At 60.5% G+C, this 24,269-nt stretch carries 15 protein-coding genes; 4 read left to right on the forward strand and 11 right to left on the reverse strand.

The annotated features are described in order from the left end of the window. Positions 1-4: 4 nt before the first annotated feature. From OH491_RS04325 to OH491_RS04335, 3 genes are all read right to left on the reverse strand, one after another. A complete protein-coding gene (locus OH491_RS04325) occupies positions 5-406 on the reverse strand; it encodes an ExbD/TolR family protein (RefSeq protein WP_068769169.1) in 402 nt (133 codons plus the stop codon). Between the two features lie 63 nt (positions 407-469). Further along, complete coding sequence (locus OH491_RS04330) at positions 470-2,341, reverse strand: DUF2341 domain-containing protein (RefSeq protein WP_068769168.1); 1,872 nt, start codon at positions 2,339-2,341, stop codon at positions 470-472. Between the two features lie 66 nt (positions 2,342-2,407). Beyond that, entirely contained in the window at positions 2,408-3,946 is a 1,539-nt protein-coding gene (locus tag OH491_RS04335; RefSeq protein ID WP_068769803.1) for a ShlB/FhaC/HecB family hemolysin secretion/activation protein, read from the reverse strand. Between the two features lie 373 nt (positions 3,947-4,319). Between OH491_RS04335 and OH491_RS04340 the strand changes: the two genes are divergently transcribed. The 3 genes from OH491_RS04340 to OH491_RS04350 all read left to right on the forward strand — a co-directional run bounded on the left by OH491_RS04340 (position 4,320) and on the right by OH491_RS04350 (position 6,755). Continuing rightward, a complete protein-coding gene (locus tag OH491_RS04340; RefSeq protein WP_334319099.1) occupies positions 4,320-4,862 on the forward strand; it encodes a hypothetical protein in 543 nt (180 codons plus the stop codon). Positions 4,863-4,905: 43 nt separating this feature from the next. Further along, complete coding sequence (locus OH491_RS04345) at positions 4,906-5,508, forward strand: RNA polymerase sigma factor (RefSeq protein ID WP_068769167.1); 603 nt, start codon at positions 4,906-4,908, stop codon at positions 5,506-5,508. A gap of 122 nt (positions 5,509-5,630) precedes the next feature. Then, positions 5,631-6,755: a FecR family protein gene (locus tag OH491_RS04350; RefSeq protein WP_334319098.1), complete on the forward strand. Its 1,125-nt coding sequence runs from the start codon at positions 5,631-5,633 to the stop codon at positions 6,753-6,755. A 443-nt stretch (positions 6,756-7,198) separates the two neighbouring features. Here OH491_RS04350 and OH491_RS04355 read toward each other — a convergent pair whose 3' ends face one another. Genes OH491_RS04355 through OH491_RS04365 form a run of 3 tightly spaced genes read right to left on the reverse strand, consistent with a single transcriptional unit; the run spans position 7,199 to position 11,074 of the window. Then, positions 7,199-8,038: an alpha/beta hydrolase gene (locus tag OH491_RS04355; protein WP_068769165.1), complete on the reverse strand. Its 840-nt coding sequence runs from the start codon at positions 8,036-8,038 to the stop codon at positions 7,199-7,201. Positions 8,039-8,055: 17 nt separating this feature from the next. Next, complete coding sequence (locus OH491_RS04360; protein WP_084441895.1) at positions 8,056-9,405, reverse strand: sulfatase-like hydrolase/transferase; 1,350 nt, start codon at positions 9,403-9,405, stop codon at positions 8,056-8,058. Between the two features lie 25 nt (positions 9,406-9,430). Beyond that, positions 9,431-11,074, reverse strand: a complete 1,644-nt coding sequence (locus OH491_RS04365) for a sulfatase family protein (protein ID WP_068769164.1) — start codon at positions 11,072-11,074, stop codon at positions 9,431-9,433. 170 nt (positions 11,075-11,244) lie between these two features. Here OH491_RS04365 and OH491_RS04370 point away from each other — a divergent pair, with 170 nt between their 5' ends. After that, on the forward strand, positions 11,245-14,490 hold the full coding sequence (locus OH491_RS04370) for a sensor histidine kinase (RefSeq protein ID WP_068769163.1): 3,246 nt from the start codon (positions 11,245-11,247) through the stop codon (positions 14,488-14,490). Between the two features lie 42 nt (positions 14,491-14,532). Here OH491_RS04370 and OH491_RS04375 read toward each other — a convergent pair whose 3' ends face one another. From OH491_RS04375 to OH491_RS04395, 5 genes are all read right to left on the reverse strand, one after another. Continuing rightward, positions 14,533-17,658 (reverse strand): TonB-dependent receptor, encoded by a 3,126-nt coding sequence (locus tag OH491_RS04375; protein WP_068769162.1) that lies wholly within the window; start codon positions 17,656-17,658, stop codon positions 14,533-14,535. A 185-nt stretch (positions 17,659-17,843) separates the two neighbouring features. Continuing rightward, positions 17,844-19,295: a glycoside hydrolase family 125 protein gene (locus OH491_RS04380; RefSeq protein ID WP_068769161.1), complete on the reverse strand. Its 1,452-nt coding sequence runs from the start codon at positions 19,293-19,295 to the stop codon at positions 17,844-17,846. A gap of 21 nt (positions 19,296-19,316) precedes the next feature. Further along, a complete protein-coding gene (locus tag OH491_RS04385; RefSeq protein ID WP_068769160.1) occupies positions 19,317-20,450 on the reverse strand; it encodes an ROK family protein in 1,134 nt (377 codons plus the stop codon). Next, complete coding sequence (locus OH491_RS04390; protein ID WP_334319097.1) at positions 20,447-21,868, reverse strand: sugar MFS transporter; 1,422 nt, start codon at positions 21,866-21,868, stop codon at positions 20,447-20,449. Before OH491_RS04390 ends, OH491_RS04385 begins: the two co-directional genes overlap by 4 nt. Positions 21,869-21,968: 100 nt before the next feature. Continuing rightward, a complete protein-coding gene (locus tag OH491_RS04395) occupies positions 21,969-24,161 on the reverse strand; it encodes a glutaminase family protein (RefSeq protein WP_084441893.1) in 2,193 nt (730 codons plus the stop codon). Between the last annotated feature and the right edge of the window lie 108 nt (positions 24,162-24,269).

Genomic DNA, 24,269 nt, shown 5'->3' on the forward strand with positions numbered 1-24,269 from the left:
GGGCTTACTTTCCTTTGGTCGCCAGGCCGACCTGCGAAATGCCGACGCGGCCGAGCACATCGAGCACGTCCATCACGCCCTGGTAGTGCGTCAGGCTGTCCCCGCGCACCACCACCGGAAATTCCGGCGTGAGCGACTTCTGTGAATTGAGCCGCTGCTCCAGTTCCGTCAGCGTCACCGGGACGGTGTCCAGAAACACACGACCCTCGTTGTTCACCGTGATCGCCTTGGTCTTCGGCTTGGCCAGGCTCACCGGCGTGTTGCTCGAACGCGGCAGGTTCACCTTCGTGCCCGCCACCGAGGCCGTGCACATGAGGATAAAAATCACCAGCAGCACATACGCCAGATCCAGCATCGGCGTGATGTTGATCTCGTCGTAAGGTTTGTCTTCGTTCTGAACGGTCATGGTGTGCGCTCCGCTAATGAAAAATTAAGAATGTAGAATTAAGAATGGGCCGGAGGAGATGGCTCAGGAGTCGGCACCGGTCAGGCGGGCTTTTTCCGAGGCGCGCTTGGGGTAAAACTCGGCCGCCTTGGTGATGAATTCGTCCACGAAAACCTGCATGTCCGCGGTCACGTCCTTGACCCGCGTCAGCAGGTAGTTGTAGCCGAACAGCGCGGGAATCGCCACCGCCAGCCCAGCCACCGTCGCAAGCAGCGCCGCCGCGATGCCCGGCGCGATGGCGTTCACGTTGACGTCACCGGCCAGCGCCACCGCCGCGAAGGTGATCATCACCCCGATCACCGTGCCGAGCAGCCCGAGGAACGGCCCGCCGGAAATGGCGATGGTCAGGAGCACCATCTGCTTGTTGAGGCGCTGCTGTTCGCGCACCCGTCCGCCGTCCATGCTCGCCGTGATCGCCTTGATCGCGTGCGCCGAAAGGGTCTTGTCCTCGCTCCTTTTCGACTCCGAAAGCCGTTTTCTGATCTCCTCGGCGCCGATGTGATAAAGCCGGTACAGCGGCGCGCGCTTGATCAGCCGCTCCTCCGCCTCCGTCACGGCCAGCGCGGGGCCGGCCCGGTCCAGCACCGTCATGTCCGAGGCCACCCGCTCGTTGAACAATTTCAGAAAACGCTCGTTGCCTTTGCGCACCGCGGACAAATAGCCGTTCTTCGCCGCCATCACCGCCAGGCTGATCGCGCTCATCACCGCAAGGACGACAATGACCACCCAGCCGTCCACCGTCAGGTTCTGGATGATCACCGTGAAGTAGCCGGCGTGCCCTCCGGCGCCTGCGCCGCCGCCGGAAACTTCTTCCTCGGAAAAGAGCACGCTGCGGGCACCCGATTCACCGCCCTGCGTGGCCGCGAGGAATTTTATGAAACCGGCCGGACGCGCGGCGCGGGCAAGCTGGAACTCGACCAGTTCGCCGGCGAAGCCGGAGGTCACCGGCGCATCGGGTGCGGCGCGGTCGCCGCCGAGGAAGGACGGTGTATTGAGTACTGGGATACCGGATGAGAGCGCGGCATAGGTGTTGCCGTTGACATAAAGCGTGAGGCGGGCGCCCTCGGCCACCACCGCGAGGTGTTGCCAGATGTTCTGCGCGAGCGGCGCGCCGGCGGGCGTGCGCACGGTATTGCCGCCCACGGTAATCTCCACGAAGGGCACGCCCTGGTCGGAGCCGACCAGGAAGGCGGTTTGCGGACCGGCGCGGCGGCTGTAAATCACCGAACGTCCGGAAAGGCTGGCGGGCTTGACCCACGCCGACCAGGTGAGGGGGGCGTTCGCCGCCCAGGCCAGCGAAGGCGTGGCGGGCACCGTGACTGCCGAGTTGCCGTCGAAGCGCAGCCCCGCGCCGATCAAGGTCCCCTCGGCGGGAATGCCGGCGTTGAGCGCATGGTTTTCATTGCCCGAATAATCCCGCGCCGGCTGCCCGCGCTCCCCGAAATGCCAGGCCAGGGTCGTGTCCGCATCGAAGGTGCCCTGGGCATTCTCGACGGAGGGCGCGGCCGGATTGGCGTAATACAGCCAGACCGCCGTCTGCGCACCTGTTTTGATTTCCGGGACGCGCACCCAGACAAACGCCTCGCCCAGCAGCGAATCGTATTGCGCGATGTGATGCGGCAGCACCGTCCTGTCGTCCTCGGACACGAAGCGGATGTCTCCGCCGTCGCCGCGCGCGCGGTCGAACTGGAAATTGCCCACGTGCAGCCGCACCAGCACCGGCGCGCCTCCCATCGGATCGGCCACCGCGGCGCCGGACGGCGTGGTGTCCACCGTGAGTTTTTTCCGCAGCGTCCACTCGCCATTCCACCAGGCATGGGCCACGCCGGGCAGACCCGCGAGGGCCACCAGGGCGAGCAGCGCGTTTTTGAACCAGAATCGGGTCGGTCGTTTCATATTTTATTTTTGGTTGTCGCGAAGAGTTTTCGAAAAAAGTGGGAGGTCGCGGATCGGGGAAACCGGTCAGAAATCCGCACGCACGCGGAAGGTCAGGCGCGGCTCGTTGCGCTCGGTCGAGCCCTCGCTGCGCAGAGGCACGCCGAAATCGAGTGTGCCATTGAAGTACTTTTTGAATTGGAAATTCAGTCCCGCACCCACGCTGCCCAGCAAGAAGCGCGCGTCCTGTTCGGCCAGCGCGCCGCGCAACGCCAGCCCCGCCCAGTCGGTGAAGGCGTACAGGCGGAGCTCATCCAATAATCCCCCGAAGGTGAGCGGCGGGGTGCGCAGCTCCAGCGTGGCCGCAAAGCCGTTGTCCCCCATCGCCTCGCTTTCGAGGTAGCCGCGCACCGTGCCCAGTCCGCCCGCCCCGAATTGTTCCGGCGAGATGAGCGGCTGGCCCGCCAGCTGCCCCTGCGCTTTGCCAAAAAGCTGCCAGTTGGAAAAAATCTCGCGCGTCTGCGAAATATCCCCGCGAAAATAAATGTAGCTGCCGTCCGCGCCATAGCGCTTGTTGTCAAACTCCTCCCAGGAGCTGCCCAGCCCGCGGATATGAAAGTTTATACCTGCGTTGATTTGCGTGATCGCCTTTTTCCCGATGTGCGTAGCCGTCCAGCTCAGCGCCCACGGATAATACGTGATCGGCGTCTGCTGGGCGCTGCCCGCCCCGGCCACCACCAGGACTTCATCAAAATGCTTGTAATCAAAACCGCCAGACAGGCTGTGGATCCAGGTTTCCGTGCCGGGCAGCGACACGATCGCCTGCAAGCCGACTATCTCGCCGCGGCCGGTGACGTCGAACGTCCCGAGCGTCGAGACATCGCTGTCCTGCTTCACGCCCTGCACCATCAGCTTCACCGGCGTGTTCGGCAGCGGCGCCAGGTAGTAGGCCGAAAACACTTTCGCGTCGTCGAGCCGCTCCGGCGCAATCTGGAAACTCAGGCCCAGCGTGTGTTCCTTCATCCAGAGATTGCCGTAGCTGACCGAACCGTTCAGGCGCAGCGGCTTGGTGTTGGCGCTGTGGCGGTTGTTCAGTTCCAGGCTGCCGTGCAAAGGAAAAGTGTCCTCCACCGTCAGGTCGATGTCCACCGTGCCCGGCTCCACTCCGGGTTTTAAGGACGGCGTCACCTTCCGGTCCGGCAGCTGGTTGAGCGCGATAATATCACGCGTCACCCCGTTGAAATCCGGCACCTCGCCCTCCGCGATGGACGGCGCCTTCTCCTTGATCTGGTTGTGGTCGAAATAGCGCGAGCCGCGGATGCGCAGGCGCCCCACCCTCCCCTCCGTCACCCGGATCACCACCGTGCGGTTCTGCACTTCCTGCTGGGGAATCTGCACCGCCACCGTCTGGTATCCTTTTTCATGATACAACTTTTCCACCGCCAGCCGCGCCCCCTCCACGTCGTCGGGCGTGCGCGCCTCCCCCAGCCACGGATACACCGCGCGCTCCACCTCCAGCGGCGTCAATTTATGCACGCCCTCCACCCGGTATTCGTAAATGTCGATATACTGCGGCGGTGTGGAGGCCGTCTCGCCGCACAATCCCTGCACCAGCAGCGCGGCCAACGAGCACAGAAGCGGCAAAATCGGAAATGGATAATTATATCTCGGCTGGAAACTGGAATAGGTCGAAATCTTCACAAAAAATTAAGTATGAAATCGGACTCTCGTCCAAAAATGTATGTTTTGAGAATGGGATGGCCCCTTCCCGAGTTGCACTGGAATAATGGTTTTGTCTGGTCGGTTGATTTAAGGAGGGAACGAGGAATAGCTCGTTCATGTATAGGTTGCGACTTCGGCCCCGATACTACCATCCGCCAAGGTTACGTTTTCGTCACGAACACACCCCGGACGTCCTTTTTCGCTGCTTTACTCCGCCAACTGTGTTTTAAGACATGATATATCTCCAGCTTCAGAGGGAAAATAAGATGTGCCTCCCATGAATCCATCCGAGGTCGCAAACCTCTTCAGCCATTCACAATCAGATGCGAAATTCGGTTCGAAACCTTCCGCCATACTTTCTTTCAATTTGCTGATTCAGATGGTCTTTTCTCAGGTCAAATCCACCGCCTCTCCTCCGATGCCGGGAGGCAAAACATTCCTGATCGCCTGCCTTTTCGCGTATGCCAGCGCCAGCGTCTTCGCCGCCCAGGAGCCGGACTATTTCTCCGATCCGATCTTGGCGCGGACCCGGGTAAACATCGCCTCCACACAGGTGAGTCCAACTGCCTTGGGAGATATTCTTGCACTCATCGAGAAGCAAACCGGCATCGAACTCATCTACCTGGACAAGCGCATTCCGCTGACTGACCGGATTCTCGTGGAGTCCGACGCCAACGTCAGTCTCGCGCATCTCCTCTCCTCGATCACGACGTTAACCGGGGTCACCTTTGCCCGCCATGATCGGAAGATGGTCGTTCGCATTCCGATGAAAGCGGAAGCGAAGATCCGAATAACGAAAAACCTGTTGACCGACAAATGACACCCGCCCTGTTTTCTTTCCACACTCCCAGACCAGACACATCATGGACCAAGAAACCATTCCGGACGAAAATCTGGTAGAACGCATCCGCAACGACGATGAAACTGCGTTGCTCGCCCTCATGCGCAAATACTACGTGCATCTTTGCAAACTTTCGCAATCGTTGCTCCGTCGCAGTGACCTCAGCGAAGATGCCGTGTCAAAGGTGTTCATCAGCTTTTGGCAGCGCCGGAAGCAAATCGTGCTAACCTCTGGAGCCCGCGCGTATCTCTTCAGTGCCGTGGCCCGGCAATCTTTGTATTTGCTTTCCCGGCACGCCCGCGGAACGACGCCGGTGCCCTTGGCTGAAGTGCCTGAAACCAGTCTCGTCGAGCCCAACAAGGCAGATAGCGAACTGCACTACCGCGAATGCCTGAACGAAATCGAAAACCTTCTTCAAGCCATGCCTTCAAAACGCAGGGAAATCTTCAAACTGTGCCGCCTCGAAAATCTGCGCTACCGAGAAGTGGCGTCGCGCCTTGGATTATCCGAGCATACCGTTCGCAACCAGATGATGAAAGCGAACGAACAAATCGGAATTGCCCTGCCCAGATTTCGCAACTGGCTCCGAAACATACCTGATTCGGAAAACCCAACCGCCTCTTGAAATTTTTTTGCGAACACTGCCTTCGCACGTAGTAGTTTTCCCCTGTTTTTCCCTACCTATATTAGACACCTTTGAAAATGCTCCCTGTAGACAACGAAAGAGCGGCCTTTTATTCCTTGGCCATGCGATACCTGCTCGGTGAAACCACGAGCGACGAGCGTGAACGACTGGTTGCATTGCTACAGCAACCCGATTGCCAAAAAATGTTTGAAGACATGGATGCGGCATGGCGCGAAGACCCGAAAAACTGGAAGGAAGGCTTCGATCTGGATGGCGCCGGCCGGAAGGTCTTGGATTCCATCAACCAAAAATGTATCGGGAGCCCGACTTCTCCTTCCGCTGCCGATGCATCAGAGCACGAGGCTTCAAGGGCGCCAAGCCCAACGTCAGGCTTCTCCTTGTGGAGGAAGTTATTTGGGAAACGTTATTGGAGCCCGGGCATCTGGATGGGACTGACCGCCACTACCGCCGTCCTCGCACTGACGATCGGGCTCGTGAGCCTTTCACGCCAAACCCCGCCTTCCGCCATGGGCAATGAGGCGTCCAATATCTGGATCGAACAAACCAATGGCATTGGCGAACGCCTCATGTTGACCTTGGACGAGGGGACTAAGATCACCCTCAACGCGGGAAGCACGCTCCAGTATCCCAAAACGTTTTCAGCCAAAAGCCGGGTCGTGCGCCTTTCCGGCGAAGCCTTTTTCAATGTCTCCCATGACCAAGCCCGCCCGTTCATCGTTGAAACCTCGACCCTGCGCATTACGGTTTTGGGCACCCGCTTCAATGTCAAGGCATTCCCGGACGGCACCATAGCCCAAGTGATGCTTGTCCAAGGCAAGGTCGAAGTCACGCCCATCGCAAATTCGGCTATCTCCGCAGTTGAGACGAAACCGGTCACGCTCAGTTCAGGCATGCAATACACCTTGGTTCCCGCCACCCAATCCGAGCAAGTGGCGCCAGTCGCCGATGAAGCGGCCATGGGATGGATGTCGGACAAAATTGTCTGGAACCGGGAACCCTTGCCCGACGCTATGCGCGAACTGGAAAGGCGTTATGGCATCACCGTGGAAATGAACGATACCCGCCTTGCAAACGAAACGGTGACCGGGCGCTTTCAATCCGAATCCATCCAGAATATCTTCAAGCTGCTGGCTGCAACTGGAGGCATCGATTACCGGATAGACAAAAACAACGGCAAGGTGGATCACGTGACCCTCTGGTATGTAAGCGAAAAAGACGGACCATGACAGCATTCCTCCCCACGCAAGCACGCGGGAAACGCCGCTCAGCGAGTTTTTTCGCTCGCCCTGACTTCGCCGCCCAGGCCGCGTTGGGCTGCCTGCTCACGGGCGGCGGCATTTTGCTTCTCCGTGAACTTCGCCAGCGGTTTGAGGATCATGGCGGACGGAGGGAGCGAATGAATGAGCGCGCACGACATAGCTGCTGCCCAGCTACCGTACCTCTGCAATCGACCGCTGACGATGAGCCGTGTCGACAGCGAGCAGCCGCTCGGTCTCGGTCATCTGCGCGAGGAACTGGAAATCTCTACCATACGTGTAATCATTGCGCCGAATTGTGGGCTTTGATCAAAACAGCAAACACGTTTAGGACTAAACCCTTTTGAACGGAATGAAACCTATAACGCCATGCTTCACGGTTAGTTAAACGGTGGCTTATTCTCCGCCTTCGGTTACAGGTAACCGAGGCGTTTGAGGAAATCGGCGGCGGTTTCGGTTGTTTTTTCCTTCCACTGCGGTTTGTTAAAAAAGCCGTGCGGCTGGCCTTCCACATACGACACTTCAACAGGCGCGCCGAGCGCCTTGCTCTTGTCAACAAACGCGCTGATTTGCTTGTAGAACCTGTCCGCCGTGCCGTCGATAACCAACGTCGGCGGCATGTCCTTGGTGAGAAGATAGGACGGCGATATCCGCTTCATCACGGAGGCATCCAGTCCTTCGACCAGTGTGCGGTCGTTGGTTTCCTGACACGCGACGAGGTCCACGACGGGGTTGTATAAAATCATCGCGTTCGGCTTCGGGGAGATTTTTTTGTCATCACTTTTCGTGCTGATGTCATCGACGAAAAACGTGCACGCGGCGAGATGCCCGCCTGCCGAGCCGCCAGCGGCGACGATGCGGTCGGGGTCGATGCCGAGCCTGGCGGCGTTGGCGCGCACCCAACGCATTGCGCTGATCGCGTCCTCCACGCATTTATCGGGGAGCACTTGGTCCTTGCTGCGCACACGGTAGTCGGCGCGCAGGCAGACAAGTCCGCGCTTGGCGAAATATTCGGCCTGCGCCTTGAACTGGTTCGGCGTGCCCGCGCGCCATCCACCTCCGAAAAAAAACACGATTGCCGGGCGTTTGTCGGTTGGGTTCCAGTCGTCGGGCGCGTCGATGTGGAGCGCGAGTTCGCGTCCGCCGGCGTTTTTATAAACTTGCTGCGCGCGCGGTTTCGACGCGGCGAAACCGAGGTGTGACGCGAGGATCGAAAAGGCGAGCGTGACGATTATCTTGAGCAGGGACCTCATGTTTTTTAGTGTAGGTTTCAGTTCTTCAAGCTGGCGGCGTTGCGCGGTTGCGGCGTGGCTCCGGTGGCGACGTCTTTTTTCCACGCGTTCAAATCGACAAGCATGGAGCGCACACGTGCACCGTGTTCCTCGGAGATGTCGTTTGCCTCGGCGGGGTCGTCGTCGAGATTGTAGAGCTGCGGGTGACCGTCGGCGATGATAAGTTTCCAGGGGCCTTCACGCATGGCCTGTCCGTTCCAATAGAGTTTGCGCGTGCCGAGCGGTCTGTTTTCGAGGAGCAGGGTTTTCAGGCTCACGCCGTCAAGCGGACGCTCTTTCGATGGGGCGATCCCGGCGAGATCGAGAAAGGTGGGCATGAGGTCGAGACTGATCGCGAGGTCGTGGCTGACGCCGGGTTTGATGCGACCGGGCCACCACGCGATGGCGGGTTCGCGGTGTCCGCCTTCGTAGAGGTCGCCCTTGTGGCCGCGGAACGGGCTGTTGGAGCCCTCCTTTGTCGCGCCGTTGTCGGAGAAGAAAAAGACCATGGTGTTTTCGGCAAGGCCGGTTTCGCGGAGTGTTTCGCAAATGCGGGCGAGGCCTTTGTCCATCTCGATCATCATCTCGCGGTAGGCCTCCTTGACAGGACGGTTTCCGGATTTGCCTTGCTTGAGACCCGGGACGCGGATCGGCGGGTCTTTTGGACCTTGGTAAGGGTCATGAACGGCCTCGTTCGCGACGTAAATGAAGAAGGGGCTGTCGCGATTCTTCTTTATAAAATCGACGGTGTATTTGGTGATGAGCGTGGTGGTGTAGCCTTTGTCGGGCTTGAGTTTGAGGCCGTCCCACCAGTCTTCGTTGCCCTGGTTGTCGAGGTGCGAGTGGTAATCGACGTTGCCGCTGATGTAGCCGCAAAACGTGTCGAAGCCGTGGTGCATGGGATTGTATTTCGGATAATAGCCGAGGTGCCATTTGCCGAAAATCGCGGTGTCGTAGCCGGCTTGCCTGAGCATTTGCGGGAGCGTGATTTCGACGCCGGGTTGCAGGCCGGCGAAGTGCGAGGGAAAACGCTCCGCGGCGAGGATGACGTTGGGGATGCCAGCGCGTTGTTGATAGCGTCCGGTGAGCAGTCCGGCGCGTGTGGGACTGCACACGGCGGCGGAGGCGTGAAAATCGGTGAAGCGCACGCCCTCGGCGGCGAGCTTTTCCATCGCGGGCGTTTTTATCCAGCCGCCATAGACGCTGGAATCTCCGTAGCCCATGTCGTCGGCGAGAAAGACGATGATGTTGGGCGGACGTGATGCCGCGGCGGGGGTGGCGGCGGCTTGCACACCGAGGGCCGTGAAGGCCGCGGCGCTTGTCGTGAGCGCGAGTTTTAGGGAGGCCATGACCGTGAGGCGGGTATGTTGCTTGTTACTTGAATTGTTTCATCCAGGCGAGTTCGGGCCAGTTGTTGCCACCGGCGTTTTTTTGCGGCGCTCCGGGAGTGCTGCGTCCGTCGAGCACGTATTGTTTCAGGAGCAGGCCAAGACGCCGGACGATTTCGGGATGTTGCGCGTAGAGATTGTCTTTTTCCTTCGGGTCGTCATCGAGATTGAAGAGCTGGAAGGACGGTGCGCCGCGCGGGGCCGCGCCGGGTTTCGGGTGGCTCCAGCCGCCGGAGTCGGGACAGAGGCAGAGTTTCCACGAGCCCTGGCGGATGGCGAAGGAGCCGTTGTTGGAATGATGCACGATCGCTTCGTGAGGCGGCGCGACGGTTGCCTCACCGCCGACAACGCCCGTGAGCGCGGGGAGGATGCTGGCACTGTCCTCGCCGGCGTTGGCTGGGAGTTTCGCGCCGGTGATGTCGGCGCAGGTGGCGAGCAGGTCGCCGAGGTGAATGAGCTGGCCGCTGGTGCGGTTGGCGGGGATGCGCGCTGGCCAGCGGGCGATGAAGGGCACGCGGTGGCCGCCTTCGTAGATGTCGGCCTTGTAGCCGCGGCGTCCGAGGGTCGGGTCGTGTTTGAGCGCGGCGAGTTCCTTGAAATTGGCGGCGGGACTCGCGCCGTTGTCGGTCGCGAAAATGACGATGGTGTTCTCGTCGAGTCCCTTGGCGGCGAGCACGGTGAGAATGTTGCCGATGACGGCATCGACCTGCGCGCAGAAGTCACCGTAGTCGGTCGTGCCGGTGCTGCCTTCGAAGCCGGGACCGGGCAGGATCGGCGTGTGCGGCGCGGTGAGCGCGAGATAGAGGAAGAAGGGGGTTTGCGTGTTTTGCGCGGCGATGTAGCGGATGGCTTCATTGGACATGTGCGGGAGCACATCGGCGTGATGAAAGCCTTTTCCGGCGAGGCCGGAACGCCAGAGTTGTTTTTGCGAATCGTTGCCCTGGATGGGACGCGCGGGCAGTTTCGACGGATCGGCGCGGTCGTTGATGAGCCACACGTAAGGCGGCATGTCGAGCGAGGCGCTGATACCGAGGAAATAATCGAAGCCATACGAGACAGGGCCGCCTCCGAATTTTTTGGAAAAATCCGCCGGGCCGTCCTTCGCTTTCGGGCGGTAAGGTTTCTCGCCGTCGAACTCGTCGTCGGCTCCCTTCACGGGGCCTTTCGCCCCCGCCCTCGTCCAGTTGAGGCCGAGGTGCCATTTGCCGATCATCGCGGTCGCGTAGCCTTGCTGTTTGAGAAACGAGGCCACGGTCATGCGCCCGGGTTCGAGCATCGTCGAGGGCGAGAGGCCGCCGCAAACACCGGACTTGCGTTCGCTGCGCCAACTGTAGCGTCCGGTGAGAAGTGTGTATCGCGAGGGCGTGCAGACGGCGGAGCTGCTGTGCGCATCAGTGAAGCGAATGCCTTCGCGCGCGAGGCGGTCGATGTTGGGCGTTTTCCACGCGGAATTGGGATTGTAGGCGGAAACGTCTCCGCATCCCATGTCGTCGGCGAGGACATAAATAATGTTGGGCTTGGGAGAATTTTGGCTCGCGGGTTTCGGAGCGGCGGCAGCACCGGCGTGATGAGCGGTGGCGGCGGCTCCGAAGGCGACCAGCGAATACGCGAGTGTTTTGGCGGTTTTCATCAGGATAAGTTGAAAGGGGGGCGCGGGTTGTTTTCTCGGGAACGCGGCCAGTATTAACGAACAGCGTTTTTTGGTAAATCGTCCGAAGCGATGATTCGGGCGGTTGGATGTGGACAGGAAGAAAAAACACGGGCAACAACCTTTCGCTTTCCGCTCAATCCCGCCGCCCTATGCCGCGACTCGTTTTTATCCCACGCCTGACATCGCCCGCCCTCGCTCTCACGCTCGCGCTCCACGCCACAACGCCACCGGGCGCGCCTGCGTCGTCGCGCGATTATCTCGTGCACTCGTGGCAGACGGACAACGGCCTGCCGCAAAACTGGGTTTCAAGCATCGCGCAAACTCCCGACGGTTATCTGTGGATCGGCACGCGCCACGGCGGGCTGGCGCGTTTCGACGGCGTGCGTTTCGTGCATTTTAATCCGCAAAACACGCCCGAGTTTCTCGACATGCAGGTGGAGCGCCTCGCCGTCGATGCGCAAGGCACGATGTGGATTGCGACGACCGACCAATCCATCACGGCGATGCACGGCGACCGTTTCGAACTGTTCCGCCGTCCGCGCACCGAACCGGAATTGCGCATCGCGACCGTGCTGCACGCCGGCGGCGGCACCGTGGTTTTCAACACCGAAAACGGCGAAATCGCGCGCCTCGACCACGCGAAAGGCCGCGAAGGCTGGAGTATTTCCAAACCAGCGTCGGCCGCGCGCGCCTTTTCCTACAACATCTATCCGTCGGAAACCTTCTGCCGCGACCGCGGCGGCGCCTATTGGTATATCGACCAAAACCGCCTGCTCGCGTGTATGAGCGAAAACGGCGAGGCACAGGCGCTGCCCGACCCGCTCCTAGCCGCCCTCGTGAAACATCCGCGGACAAACGTAAATGCGATCGAAATCGACGCGAACGGCTCGCTCTGGATCGTCACCGATCGCCAAATCCTCTCGTGGAACGGATGTGCCGCGGAAGACCACACGCCGCCCGGCACGGGGCCGCTCGCCGACGTGCGGCAAGTCGCGCTCAGCGGCGACGACGGACTCTGGATTGTCGAAAAACAACGCCTGCGGAAACTCGCGCGCAAAACCTGGGTCGCCGAGGCCGACCCGCGACTGCTCGGCGGCATCATGTCCAGCCGCCATTATCAACTCTACGGCGACTCGCGCGGCGGCGCGTGGATCGTGAGCTACGGACAAGGCCTGCTGCACGCGCGCGCCGACGGACGTACGCAATTGCTCACCGAAAAAGACGGACTGCCGAGCCGCCTGCTCACATGCTGGTTCGAGGACAACGAAGGAAACGTATGGATCGGCACCACGGGCGACGGGCTCGTGCGCATCCGCGACCTTGCGTTCCGTGTTGTCGGCGAGGCCGAGGGCATGCCGGAGAAAATCGTGTGCTCCGTCGGCGTCGATGCCGCCGGCGACATCTGGGCCGGCACGATCTCCGGACAACTCACTCACTGGCGTGACGGCGCGGGCCGCGTCGTCACGCTCCCACCCGTCGAAACCACGCCCATCGGCGGCATCGCCATCTGGCCCAGCCGCGACGGCACCGTGTGGATCGGCAGTCTTTACCACGGACTGAAACCCTTCCGCAACGGGCGCCTCGAACAACCCGTGCCCATGCGCGACGCGACCTTCATCCGCGCCTTTCTCGAAGACAAACGCGGCGACCTGTGGATCGGCCAATTCGGCGCTCTCTGCCGCTACACGCCGGCAACGGGCAAAATCAAGTACTTCGGCTCCGACCAAGGCTTTCAGGCAAACACCGGCGTCGGCGCGTTCGCCGAGGACGCAAACGGCGCGCTCTGGATCGGCGTCGAGTCGGGCGACCTCTGGCGTTACGGAAACGGCAGGTTCACGCGCCATCAGCGCCCGGCCGAATGGCCGCGCTCCCGCTGCGTCTCGCTGCTCGCCGACGCCGACGGCACCGTGTGGATGGGCACGCTCGGCAACGGACTCGTGCGTTTCCGCGACGGACGCTTCACGCGCTTCGGCACCCGCAACGGCCTGCCCGACGACAACGTCTCGCAACTGCTCGACGACGGCGCGGGCAACCTCTGGTGCGGCACCTACGCGGGCATCATGCGCATCAAAAAAACCGAGATCGCCGCTTGCGCCGATGGCAAAACCGCCGCGCTCATGTGCACCGTGTTCGTGCGCGAAGACGGCCTGCCCGCGCTCGAATGCACCGCCGGCTTCAGCCCCGCGTGCTGGCGCGCCGACGACGGACGCCTGCTGTTCGCCACCGTCAACGGCCTCGTCGTCGTCAACCCCGCCGACGTGAAGCCGAACCGCTGGCCGCCAGGCGTCGTCATCGAGGAACTGCACATCGATGGGAAACTGCGCGCGCTGACCGCCGGGCGTTCCCGCGCACTCGGCGCGCTCGAGATCGAGCCTGGAAAACATTTCTTGCAATTCCGCTACACGGGCCTGAGCTACAGCGCGCCGGAGAAAGTGCGTTTCCGCTGGAAAATCGACGGCATCAACCGCGACTGGCAGGACGGCGGCACGCAACGCATCATCGGCATCGGCCCGCTCGAGCCCGGCCACTACCGCCTGCGCGTTCTCGCGAGCAACAGTGACGGCGTGTGGAACGAAAAAGGCGACACGCTCGACTTCAAGGTGCTGCCGTATTTCTGGGAGACTGCGTGGTTCAAGGCCGCGCTCGCGTTCCTCGTGCTCGCGCTCATCGCGGGCATTGGCGCGATGACGCAACGCGCCCGCTACCGCCGCCGCCTGCGCGAGGCCGAGCGCCAGCGCGAACTCGAACGCGAACGCACGCGCATCGCGCGCGACCTGCACGACGACCTCGGCACGAGCCTCACGCAAATCAGCCTGCTCAGCGCGCTCGCCAACCGCCCCAAGACACCGCCCGACGAAAAGGAAACCATCATTCATCAAGTGGACAACCGCGCCCGCGAAATGGTGACCGCGCTCGATGAAATCGTATGGGCCGTGAATCCGAAAAACGACACCTGGTATGAGCTCGCGAATTATCTGGGATTTTTCGCCGAGGAATTTTTCCGTTCCACGGACATTCGCTGCCGCATGGACATCCCCGCTCAAATGCCCGTGAATCCGCTCTCATCGGAAACGCGCCATCACCTGTTCCTCGCGTTCAAGGAGGCGACAAACAACGTCGCCAAGCATTCGGGCGCGGGGCAGGTGTGGGTACGTATCAATGCGAGCGAAGCGGAAGTCATCGTGAGCGTGGAGGACGACGGCCGCGGCTTCGCTCCGGAAGATGCAGAGGGCGCGTCCGCCGGCACGCGCCCCGCCGGCGGCAACGGTCTTGTGAACATGCGCCGCCGCATGGAGCAAATCGGAGGGCGCGTTGAGATCCACCCCGGCCGCGAAAGCCGCGGCACCGTGGTGGTGTTTTACGTGCCAGTTAAAAAAGACCGCCAACCGGAGTAAAGTGGAGGCGGAGGGACGCCGCTTCCTCTTTATTTCATTTTTTTAGAACCTGCCCTTGAAGCCGACTGTCCAGAGCGCGCGGAATGCCGTGCGTTGCTGGAAACGCGCGTGCGCCGGCGTGCCGGGGCCCACGATCTCCACGTCTTCAACTTCATTGTTGATGTTGCTCACGTTGCAATACACCGCCAGCCACTTCGAGAGCGTGTATTCGCCTTGCACCGAAAGATAAACTCGCTCGCAACGATAACGGTAGGTGCCGTCGGCGATTCCGTTGCCAGTCACGAGCGCCTGCTTCGCGCGGCCCGTGTAGTTGCAGTTCAAACGCACGTTGTATTTCGGACGTGTCAGACTGACGCCGAGGTTGCCCGAACGCGGGATGAACGAGCCGAAATTGGCATTGGCCTGCGCGCCCGATATGCGCAGCCAGCTCCAGTTCGCGAACACTTGCACGCCGCGCGCCCAATAGGGCAGGAACGCCAGCTCCTGCTTGTAACTCAACTCAAGTCCGTAGGTTTTCACCGGATCGTTGAGGTTTTCCTGAGTGCGCACCATGCAGTCGCCGTAAAGCGTCGGGTCGAGGCCGTAGGTGCTCAGGATTTCGGGCGTCACTTGAAACTCCGTCGTGCCGAAAAAGTCCGTGTAGTCGCGCTTGAAGGCGCTGATGGAAACGAGGCCGACTTTTTTGAAATAATACTCGAGCGCGATTTTGTAACTGTCCGCGTGCCAAGGGTTGATTTCGGCGTTGTTGAGAATGATGTATTTCGTCTCACCCGATCCCGAGTCGGCGTCGGGCAGCGTGATGCCGCCGGAATACTGGTCGAAGTTGGGTCGCCCGACGGTTTGATAATACGCGGCGCGCGCGATGAGGTTCTGGAAGACCGTGTAGCTGGCGTTGAGGCTGGGGAACCATGTCGTGTATTTCGCTTTGGCGTGCGCGCCGCGCGCGATGTAGGTGGCGCGGAGTATGTCCGCGGTGCTGGTGTAGATCGGCACGGGCACGCCGTTGTTGTCGTAGATAATATTGCCATCCTCGTCGCGTCTGTAGTTGCCCGCCGGATCGGAGAGCGGCCCCCACCCTCCGACGTCAGTGTGTTCGACGCGCACGCCGCCGGTCATCTTGAGGCGGCGGTCGAGGAATTGGCCGTCGAGGCGCAGATACGCGGAGCCGACGCGCTCCTTGGAGAGTTTCGAGCCGCTGGTCATGGTGCGGTAATTGTCGTCCTCGTTTTTCGTGAAATAATCGGGCGAGTCCTGATAGTGGTCGTAAACGGTTACGGTGTCGATCGACAGCACCGTCGGAAAGCCGAACATATCGACGCGTTGCGTGTAATTGGGATCGTTGAATGGAACGGCGCTGTCATCACCGGTCAGAGTCGGTTTCGTGCTGCCGCTGCCATCGGCTCCGACGTAGTTCCATGAGCGATTCTCCGTGCGCCTGTCCTTTTTCTGCGAGCGGTAATCGACACCGGCTTTCATCGAGATCGGCCAGCGCCAGTTCAGCGCGCGTTCGGCGTTGGCGAAAGCAGTAAGGATGCCGTCATTGATGGTCGGCTGGTTGGCGGCGGTGCTGAGGAGCACGTAGTTGTTGATGTTAAAAGGATCGACGACTTCGCCCGTGGTCGTGTCGGTGAGCGTGATCGAACCGGGGCGGAGGTAACCGATGTCGTCAAACTTCACGTTGAGTTGTCCGCGGCGCGCGGTCGCGGTCTGCATCATGCCCTTGTTGTAGCTGCGGTAAAGCTGCTGCGCGCTTGAGTAGCCGACACCCGAGTCGATCGACCAGACGGAACCCTTGTAGCGATAGCGCAAGGTCGGCATGTAGGTCTGTGTGTAGCGGTGATTGGTATCGGTGACGACGTCCACGCGGCCCGTGCCGTGGGTGTGGGTGGAGTCGAAGCTGCCGCCGTTCGCGTTTGCCACGACAAAGTTCATGCTGCGCTGCGTGTTGTCCGAGTTGAATGTGCCGAAGGTGAAATTGAACGAGAGGACGCTGCCGCGCGCGATGCGCCAGTCTGCCGACAGACCGACCGAACTGCGGACGTTTTCCGCCATGGTGGCGCGGATCGTGTAGTTGGTGAGATAGGGATTGTCGGGCGTGGTGTCGGGGAAATTGCCGGAGGGGTTGGTCGCATCACTGGCGCCGCGCCACGAAGTCGTCGCGAATGGGGATTCCTTATAGCGCCAAGTCGCGCCGGCAGAAACGGTGAAGCCGAATTTTTTGTTCACCGGCACGACCCACGAAAACTCGAAGCCGGGGCGCGCCTTGAAGGTGTCTTCGCGGCGCGGTCCGGAGGTCTTTTTGAAGTGTGAGGTGTTTTCATGCCACGCCATGTAGGCGGTGTATTTGAACTCGGCGCGCCTGCGCTCGAACGCGGTTCGCGGCACGAGGTTGACCGATCCGGCGAGGGCCGAGCCGGGGGTCTCGGGCGTGGGCGAGAAAACCACTTCGACGCGCGAGAGCGTGTTCACCGAAACGGCGTTCAATTCGACGTTGCGCCCCGTGCCCGACATTTCCGAGGAGGCGAGGCCGAAGCCGCCGATGGTGACGGGCACGTAATCCGAGGACGCGCCGTTGAGCGTGATTTCGCGCGGGTCGCCCTGGCGGTAATTCATCGTCACGCCCGGGAGCATTTTGAGAAATTCGCCGACGTTGCCCTCCGGCACCATGCCGTATTCATCGACCGAGACCACGGAGACGATGTTTGCGGCGACGCGTTGCTCGTTGATGGCGATCGCCGCGCCGTCCATCGTGCGCGAGGTGACGGTGTAGCGCTCCAAGTTGACGATTTCCGAATCGGATTCGCCCGTGGTCGCGAGTCGGTCGGTGGCGGCAAACTCGACGTCCTGCGCCATCGTGAGCGCGTCGGTGAGCGTGAGCGGCACGCTCTTGGTTTGCATGCCGGTGAAGGAGACTTCGAGCGTGGCGTCGCCGAGCGGCACGCGGGAGAGGACGTAGGTGCCGGTGTCGTCGGTGAGCGCCTCGATGTTGGTGCCGCGCACGGCGACGCGGGCGTTGTTCACATACTGGCCGGTCGCCACGTTGAAGACGCGGCCGGTGACGACGCCGGTTTGCGGTGAGGCGGATGTTTGGGCAGAGATCGTTTGCGCGGACAACAACAGGATGCCCGACATGACAAAAATGGACAAACGACGGAGCAGGTTATTCATGGCGCATGGGGTTTGGAGAAAAGGGGGAGATTGCCGAGATTCGTCAAAGATTATCCCTGAAAACGCGTTTTTGAAAATCGTCCGAAGGGATGAGGAGCCGGACAAAAAACGCGGGCGCGGGAAGCGGTGTGGAAAAAAAGAAGCGGCGATCCGGTGATCGCCGCTTTTCGCGGAAAGGAAAATCCTCACGACAGCAGGTGCGGGCGCTCGTTGAAGGTTTTCCAGACGAGTTCACCGAAGATCGTGTTGGCCCACGCGAACCAGGAGCGCGTGAAATTTTTCGGGTCGTCCTTGTGAAACGCCTCGTGCATGAAGCCCGTGCCGGCGTGCGTCGTTTGCAGCGTTTCCAGGCAGTACGCAATTTCGGCGTCCTTCGTCGCGGTGAGGCCTGCGGTGACGACGCCGAGCGGCCAGATCATGTCCACGCCGACGTGCGGCCCGCCAAGTCCCGTCGCCGCCTTGCCGATGCACCAATACGGATTCTGCCCGGACATGAGCATCCGGCGCGTGTTTTGATAGATCTCGTCGCTCACGGGAACCGCACCGAGATACGGCAGCGAGAGGAGATTCGGGATGTTGCCGTCATCCGTGCAGTAGTAATTGCCGTAGGCATCGACTTCGAACGCGTAAACGCGTCCAGCTTTCGGATGATTCACGATGGCGTGCTCCTTGAGCGCGACCTCCACCTCGGCGGCAAGCGCACGGCACTGCTTTGCGAGATCGTGATCGTCGCGGATTTTTTCAACCATCTCGGCGGCCTGACGCAGGCTCACGACAGCGAAAAAGTTCGCAGGCACGAGAAACGGAAAAACAGTCGCGTCGTCGCTCGGACGGAAAATGGAATAGATCAGCCCGACGGGTTTCGCGGGGTTGCCGTAGCCGCGTCCGGGCACGGTGTCGGTCGCCCATTGCGTGACGCGCATGAATTTGTAGGGGCCGTTGCCGTCCTTGCGCTGCTGCTCACGGAAGGTGCGCAGCGTGATGCGGATCGCCTCGTGCCAGATGGAGTCAAAGGGCGACTTGTCGCCGGAGCGCTTCCAATACTCGTGCGCGAGGCGGATCGGGTAGCAGAGCGAGTCGATCTCCCACTTGCGCTCATGCACGCCGGGCTTCATGTCGGTGAGGTCGTCCTTCCATTCGCCGCGTTTGGTTTCGTCCTTGTAAAACCCGTTCGCATACGGATCGATCAGGATGTAGCGCGTGTGGCGGTTTATGACGCCGGCTATCAAGAGCCGCAACTGCTCGTCGCCCTTCATCAGTTGCAGATACGGGTAAACCTGCGCGGAGCTGTCGCGCAGCCACATGGCGTCAATGTCGCCCGTGATGATATAGGTGTCGGGGCGGCCGTTCACCATTTCGAAATCGACGGTGGTATCGAGCGTGTTCGGGAAGCAATTGCCGAAAAGCCACGCGAGTTCCCTGTTTCCAATCGACGATTGGACGCGCTCGATGGCGCGCTCGACGGCGACGCTGGTGAAGCGGCGTTGGGCAAGCGGCGTGCGCACGACGGGGAACGACGAAAGCGCCGCGAGCGCGCCGCCAGCCGACGGGCTCGCGGCGGAGCCGATGAGGTTTTTGGACAATGCGAACGCCGAAGCGGCGACGGTGGAGGCGCGGATGAAGTCTCTGCGGTTCATGGGTTGGCTTTTTTATTAATTTTAGTTGTCGAGTTGTTGGATTGCGAAAGCGTAGGCGCCGAGCGCGATGGCCGCACTCGTGCCGAGGCGCGAAATGCCGACGGCGATGCGCGCGGAGGCGTCGTAAGTGACGCGGCGCGTCGGGTCACCGGTTCCACGCGCGATGTCGGGCACGTCAATGGTGCGGATGTCTCCGCCGTTCAAAAATGCGTCCAGCCCGCCGACGGTCTCAATTTCGAACGAGCGCTGCACGAGGCGGCGGATTTGTCTTCCACCAGGCTGCGTGTAGCGGCCGTTCAGTTCGTCGATGAGCGCGGGCAAAAACAGCGGCGCGCCGGCAGACAGGCCGCCGCCGATGACCACGAGGCTGTCGGCCAGCGTGAGCGCGTTCGCAATCGCGTCGCCCGCGGCCTCGCCCATGCGGCGGTAGGACTCGACGGCGGCGGCGCGGTCACCCGGTTCGGAGCCGCGCGCAATGGCCTCGATGCCCTTCGGGTCGGGTGCGGCGTCAAACGCGATTCCCGCAAGTTCCGCATAAACGCTGCGCACGGCACGGATGCTCACGCTTTCCTCGACGTTCATCGCGGGCGCGAGCTTGTTGCGCAGCAGCCACACTTCGGCGGACATGGAGTTGTCGCCGAGAAACAGCTCGCCGTTGCGAACGAGCCCGCCGCCAAAGCCGGTGCCGATCGTGAAGCCGATCAGATTTGCGTAGCGCTTCGGGCTGCCGGCCTTTTCGAGGAGGCTGTTTACATGCGGCAAAAATCCGCCGATGGCCTCGCCGTAGGTGAACAGATCGCCATCGTTGTTGATAAAAACGGGCATTCCAAATGCGTCCGACAAAATCGGGCCGAACGGCACGCCGCCGCGGAAACACGGCAGATTGCCGAGGTCGCCGATGATGCCGCGCGGATAATCCGCCGGGCCGGGAAACGCAAAACTGATTGCGACGGGCGCCTCGGCGCACGCGTCGAGCACGCGCGAAAAGCCCTCCTTGATTGCTTGCAGACAAGCTTGCAGGTCGTCGGAACGCGTGGGAATCGCGACGGTTTCCACGCAGGGCTTGCCGCCGCGCGTGGCGTTGAAACGAAAGTTGGTTCCGCCCGCGTCAAGTGTCAGGACGATGCGTGTGTCGTTTTTATAGCCGCACGTCATGACGTGTGCATTTTGTCGCGTCCAATATTGTGTCCTTTCGCTCCGTAAAATGCCACGTAGGCATACGCTATCAGCGGCACGATAAACGAGAGCGGCAGATTTTTTGTCACGTCGGCGACAAGGCCTTGCAGCGGCGGCAAAAGCGCGCCGCCAAGAATTGCCATGACGAGCAACGACGACGCCTGGCTCTTGAGCGGCCCGAGTCCTTCGATTGCGAGCGAGAACGTGTTCGACCAGCCAATCGACGAGAAGAGGCCGGCCGCGACCACGCACCACATGGCAGTTTTTCCGCCGACGAAAATCGCAACGAGTAACAATGCCACGACCGTCGTTGAGAAAATCGCCAGCGTGCGCCCGGCTTGCGCCTTGCCGACCTGGAACATGAGCCAGCACAAGCCAACGAATGGCAGGTAGAATTTAAACACGCTCCAGTTGGCGACAAACTGGTCCTTCCAGACTGTCATCACGGAAACGCCCGCGGCCGCGCCTGAATCGCCGCTGATTGCGCTGAGCGGCGCGCTCTTTGCGATCCACAAAAACAGATACGCCACGAGCGGAATCCCGAGGAGCAGCACTTGTTTTTTTACCTTCTCCATTTCGCTCAATTCCACCGCGCCCATGAAACGGCCGATAAGCAAGCCCCCCCAATAAATCGCGACAAACTTGCTCGCGTCGATTTCGGGCAGGCCTGCGATTTCCGGCTGACCAAGAAAATTGATAATCGCACTGCCGACGGAAACCTCGCCGCCGACATACATGAAGATGCCCAGCGCGCCGAGTGCGACATGTGGATGCTTGAGCGCGCCCGCACCCTTTTCGATCTTGCCTTCGCCGATGTGCGGCAGGCGGACAAAATAAAACACCACCGCAAGCACGACGAACACGATGCAGAACGCGAGATACGGCACCTTTACCGAATCGACGCCATGCGCGCCGGTTTTCGCGAAGTATTGGAAAATCAGCCATCCACCGATGAGCGGCCCGATTGTGGTGCCCACGGAATTGAATCCCTGCGCCAGATTCAAACGGCTCGAAGCTGTTTTCTCCGGACCGAGAATCGTGACGTAGGGGTTGGCGGCGATTTGCAACATCGCGAAGCCGAGCCCCACGATAAACAACGCGCCGAGAAACATGGGATACGACACCGCACCCGCCGCCGGCCAGAACAGCGCGCTGCCCACCGCCGAAATCAACAGGCCGATGACAACGCCGTTTTTGTAGCCGATTTTGGCAATGGGATCGCCCTTCGTTGACGAAATGATGTAGTAGAGCAGCGAGCCGACAAAATACGCACCGAAGAACGCGAGTTGCACGAGCATCGCTTGAAAATACGACAGCGAAAACGCCTCTTTAAAACGCGGGATGAGGATGTCGTTGAACACGGTCATGAATCCCCAGAGAAAAAACAGGGATGTCATGATGATGAACGATCCGCGGTATGACGGGGCGTTTTGTGGCGCGACTGATACCACGGACGATGAATTGAATGAGGTGGTCATGGAAAATCGTAAAGCGCGGCTATTTTTTGTTTTTATCGTTCTTCGCCTTGGCCGGATTTTTTGCAGGGCGCTTTTTCTCGGGAAGCTGATCGGGACGCTTCGACGGCATAGGCGCCCAGCCGGCAGCCTGAGTTTTGTCGCGGCCCGCGTATTTCTGCCACACGGCCTTGTCGTAGAGCATCTGGAGAAACACGCCGCCCACCACGGGACGCGCGGTGAAAGCCACTTTCTCGGCGTCGGCGGTGCGATACCAATCTGTCATCGGTGCGCGTTTTTTCGTGTCGTTTAGAAAATCGAAAATCGGATTCACGAGCGCCTCAAAGTCGGAGCGATTTTGCGTGAGCGTCGCCGCCCACGTTATCCAATCGAGCTTCGTGTAGCCTTTGCGATTATCGAGCGGCAGGCCGTATTTGTTTTGGTTCTTCAGATAAAAATCCATTTCCCTGCGGGCAACTTCGGGAGGAAAAATGTCGAGGCCGAGAATGCGGTCCCACACGAGATTGTATTTCTGGCTCCACGTGCCGGGTGCGTCGAACGCGAGGCGATAGTGGTCGCCGTCGTCAGCTTCTTTTATCCAACGCTGCGCAAACTCGCGGGCGAGTTTTGCATATTCGGCCGCTTTTGCACTGTCGCCACGCAATTCGCAAAGTTTGCCAAACGAACCGAGCGCGACAATCGCCTTTGTGCTGAGGTTGACGTTGTGCGCGAGATGTCCGGCGAAGTCGTCGGTGCAGAGCTGGTTCTCCGGGTCGAAACCTTTTTCCTCCAGATATTGCGCCCATTTTTCGAGCGTCGGCCAGTAGCGTTCGGCAAACTTCGCGTTGCCTTCCATCTGCGCAACCGCGCCGAAAAGGATGAGCAGATTGCCGCATTCTTCGACAGGCATTTGCTTGTCGAGTGTCCTTTCGCCACCGCCGTAAACCTGGCCGTTGGCGAGCGGATATTGTCCGAGGTCGTGCGGCGCGAACGGGAACTTCCAGAACTTGCTTTCCGCGTAATTCATGAAAGGCACGATGAACGATTTTGCGAGCGACGCACCGTTCAGCAAAAACAGCGGCGACATCGGATAAAACACGTCGGAGGTGCCGATGCAGCCGTTGGAGTGGTTTTCTTTGCTGAACTGAAGCGGCTGTCCGTTGGTGTCGGCGGCGAACTTGCCTGCACCGAAACATTGACGGTAGGCGAGCGCGCAAATCTTCGCATATTTTTCTCCGCCCGCACGAGTGAGGTCGGCCATCAACTCGGCATCAAATGCCTCGCAGCGTTTTCGCAGCATCTCGAAATCCCTTGCGGAAGCCTTCAGCAAATCGTCGGCATTCCAGCCGTTTCGCCGCCAATACGGGCGCAGATTTTTGCCCATGTATTGAATCGAATACTCGTCGTCGTAAGCGAGAATTATGGTGCGCGAAACCGTCTCGGAATTAACCGCAAGCGACGCGAAACGCAGCGTGGCATACGCCTGGTCGGCGGCCACCGCGCCGCTGATGCCGGTCTTCATCGTCGCTCCGCCAGCGTCGCCGAAGCTGTTGCGAAAATCCCAATCCATCGAAAGTGTGCCCGTGGCGGCGGACGCATCCGCTGCGACATAGAGCCAGCCCCAATCAATGCAAACACTGTCGCCGCTGCGCCCGAGCACCGGCTGCTCTTTCGAGCCCATGCGCAGCACCGTGAGCGTGTCGACTCTCGCGGCCGATGCGACGACTTGCTGCTTCGACGGTTCGTTTACGGTAATGTCGCCGCTTGCGTCGAACTGGATGGCGACATTGTGCGATTTGCCGTCAATCGCCTGAAACGCATACGTGACATACGTCACGGGCCGCGAAAGCAGGTCGATGTCCTCGGGCAGCGCGGGCGTCAGAAACGTGAGTGTGAGTCTCACACCGGCATCCTCGAAAATATAAATCGTGCGCGTGGGCAGCACCTCGACGGATTTTTGCGCAAGCGCGGGAGCCTTGTCCGGTTGCAGCGCCATTACACGAAACATTTTTCCATCAATGAGCACCTGGCTGGTCAGTCGATTCGACTTGCCTGTCCAATGCGTGGTGTAAGTGCCCGGCAACGTATCGGCAGCCGACCAAATGCTGAAATACGGATCGCATGCCACAAGCGGCACGGCGGGCGGGCGCAATGACTCGGCACGAACAACAAACACGGGGGCAAAAAACAAAACAACAGCCGTCAAACAACGGCAAACACGAGCGGTAAACGACATGATTGATGACAACGGGGGATTGGGTTTATGTTGTACCGGCGCACTTGCACGACGGCGTTTGCCGGAAATATAGCACGCAAGGCATTTACGCGGAATCGTCCGAAGCGA

Origin of the sequence: Termitidicoccus mucosus (assembly GCF_038725785.1) — a bacterium.
GTDB lineage: Bacteria > Verrucomicrobiota > Verrucomicrobiia > Opitutales > Opitutaceae > Termitidicoccus > Termitidicoccus mucosus.